This window comes from Mesorhizobium sp. M2E.F.Ca.ET.209.01.1.1 (assembly GCF_004010375.2).
Taxonomy (GTDB): domain Bacteria; phylum Pseudomonadota; class Alphaproteobacteria; order Rhizobiales; family Rhizobiaceae; genus Mesorhizobium.
On sequence record NZ_SADP02000601.1, the window covers coordinates 1 to 343 of the forward strand.

Consider the following 343-nt stretch of genomic DNA (forward strand, 5'->3'; position numbering starts at 1 on the left):
CCGGTATCTGGCAGCTGAATGCGGATGTCGCGCAACTGGAATCGACCTTACCGCTGAATATGTACGTGTTGGAACGATGCTGACCGAGCGAACCGGCCTTGCCGACAAAGTTGACCTCCGCGTCGGCAGCGCTCTCTACCTACCTTGGCCGGAAGCCACCTTCGATGCCGCAGTCACGTTCCACGTTGCGATGAATATCGCCGACCGGCCGCGCCTGTATGCTGAAATTGCGCGCGTACTGCGACCGGGAAGCCCATTTGCGATCTACGATGTGATGCAAGGGCCGAAGGAGGGTTTGCTATTTCCCTTGCCATGGGCCGAGACGGAGGAGACCAGTTTTCTC

Annotated in this window: 1 protein-coding gene; it reads left to right on the plus strand. The window is 58.6% G+C overall.

Annotated features, from left to right (window positions below; translation table 11 throughout):
* Window positions 1–7: 7 nt before the first annotated feature.
* The coding region (locus EN852_RS37085; protein WP_281407846.1) for a class I SAM-dependent methyltransferase at window positions 8–343 on the plus strand (336 nt) is incomplete at its 3' end.